Genomic DNA, 2,000 nt, shown 5'->3' with positions numbered 1-2,000 from the left:
TTTGCTGATATTTAAGAAAGGAGAGCCGAAAGCATGAAAAAGGCACAAAAAAAGACATCCCCCGAAGTTTGGCGACTAGATGGGAATGACTTGAGAAAAAACGCCTTTTAAATGGCTATTTGGCTATATTTTAACATGAACAACACACAAACAGTAGTATTTGACGGCTTTTGTTCGCCAGAAGTGGCGAAAGTTGAGGAGCGACAGTACAGCCCTGTTGATCATTTACGCAACCACCTTATCTTTTTAAAACGTCTTATCAGCACGCTAGAGCCAGACACCAAGGCTTTTTACATGGTTGATATGCAGATTGCCAACTTGACAGCAGACATTGAAAGGGGATTTAATGGCTAGAAAATTTTTAATGACAGTGGCAGAGGTCAACACTTTAAACTCTTTGTGTGATTCCCCAGCGATTGCCATAGATAGCGAAAAATATACTTTTCATATTGCTAACTTGGGTGAGTATAAAAAACTGATGCAGAAAATAGACGGGAGGGAACTGTAATGACTAACGTAAGACACCAAGACCAACTAACAGCACGGGAAAAGGCAGTATACATGGCCTTGCCCCAAGGACAAGAGAACGCTATTAAAGTGCCTTTATTGGCCACGAAAGTGGGTATACCAGAAAGACGACTATACACCATTTTGAGCCACTTAACAGACCAAGGCTATTTGGTTGGTAGTTTGAGAAATGCAAAAGGTGGCGTGTACAAAATTGTAAGCAGTGACGAGTATTTTTATACGCTGAACATGATGAAGAACAACGCTAAGAGCTACCAGAAACGTGTAGCAAGTCTTGAACAACACAGGGGGCGCTTTGAATGAATGACAGCACAGTAAAAGCGATTAAGGCCTACATGGGTCTAGGCGCTTTTGTCTACATGGCACTGCCTAATACGAAGTACAACGCTGAAGAGGGTGGCTATAAAAATAGCTTTAATCACTGGGAAGAGTTGGCCGAATGGTTAGAAGAACATCCAGAATACAAGGGTGGTAATGTTGGCATTGACCTAGACCGTTCGCCTCTTGTGGTGGTAGACGTTGACCAACATGGAAAAGACGGCCTGCACAGTTTAAAGGTCTTCTTGAACAGTCGAGGGGTTGACCCTGCCACCATATCAGAAACCTACCTGGAAAAGACCGCAGGAGGTGGCTGGCACGTTTTTTATAAGTGTGAAGATAAAGAGACTAAGCAACGACTAATAAGCGCCATGGATGGCCTAGACCTGTTAAATAGTGGTGGTGTAATTGTTGCCCCGTCTGTCATTGATGGCAACGAGTACAAAGCCACTACTGGACTAGCAAACATACAAGACAAACCGCAGTGGGTGGACGAACTAGACCAAGATAAAACCAACAACAAGGAACAGAACAGCCAACGGCATACCCGCTATAGTGTTGAAGAGCGTTGGGGAATGATTGCCAACGGCTTTGAAAAGGGACAACGCAACGACCAAGCGACAAGCCTTATTGGTTGGCTACTGTCCTACCAGTTACACCCACGCAGGGCCTTAGAGATTGCCGAGGTAGCCAATGACCGAAGCCTTGAACCACTTAGATATCAAGAACTAGAAAAGGTCTATACAAGCGTTTTAAAGCGTGAGATTGCTAAGGCAAAAAGAAGGGAGGCAAACGATGGCTAACACAGAGCAATTAGAACAGACCTTTTTAGCTGAACGGACAGACAGGCCTAAGTGGTTGATATGCAATGAAGAGGGCAAGCCTACCGCAGTCAACTATTTAAAACTTGCTGACACAATCCTAAAAGATAACCCTATGGCCGTTGTGCCTTTTGGGGATGACATGAATTACTATCTGTATAACGGTGTGAACTGGGAACAGGTCAAACGTAACAGAGCCTTAGAGCAAGCGAAGCGGGTGGCTTTTCACTTTCTTAAGGCGGAACAGTTTTATACTGTCCGAAAGATGGAGGACACGGCTAAGACGGTATTAGTGCAGGCTCAACAGAGCTATAACCCCTTTGAAAAACAAAA

General features: G+C 44.1%; 4 protein-coding genes and 1 pseudogene. All 5 read left to right on the top strand.

The genetic code is table 11. From position 1 onward, the window contains the following. Positions 1 to 135 precede the first annotated feature (135 nt). A complete protein-coding gene (locus AOQ32_RS07745) occupies positions 136 to 354 on the top strand; it encodes a hypothetical protein (protein WP_059394322.1) in 219 nt (72 codons plus the stop codon). Further along, positions 347 to 508: a hypothetical protein gene (locus AOQ32_RS08720; RefSeq protein ID WP_158531891.1), complete on the top strand. Its 162-nt coding sequence runs from the start codon at positions 347 to 349 to the stop codon at positions 506 to 508. Before AOQ32_RS07745 ends, AOQ32_RS08720 begins: the two co-directional genes overlap by 8 nt. After that, the gene (locus tag AOQ32_RS07740; protein WP_059394321.1) at positions 508 to 831 is read left to right on the top strand and encodes a hypothetical protein; all 324 of its coding nucleotides are present in this window, start codon (positions 508 to 510) and stop codon (positions 829 to 831) included. The genes AOQ32_RS08720 and AOQ32_RS07740 overlap by 1 nt, the downstream gene beginning before the upstream one ends. Beyond that, positions 828 to 1,649: a bifunctional DNA primase/polymerase gene (locus AOQ32_RS07735; RefSeq protein ID WP_059394320.1), complete on the top strand. Its 822-nt coding sequence runs from the start codon at positions 828 to 830 to the stop codon at positions 1,647 to 1,649. Before AOQ32_RS07740 ends, AOQ32_RS07735 begins: the two co-directional genes overlap by 4 nt. Next, a pseudogene (locus AOQ32_RS07730) lies at positions 1,642 to 2,000 on the top strand (hypothetical protein); the annotation flags it as partial. The gene AOQ32_RS07735 and the pseudogene AOQ32_RS07730, both read left to right, overlap by 8 nt.

Source organism: Fructobacillus tropaeoli, from assembly GCF_001047135.2.
GTDB lineage: Bacteria > Bacillota > Bacilli > Lactobacillales > Lactobacillaceae > Fructobacillus > Fructobacillus tropaeoli.
Note: the sequence above shows the minus strand (reverse complement) of the source record. Positions and strands in the feature narration are given on the sequence as shown.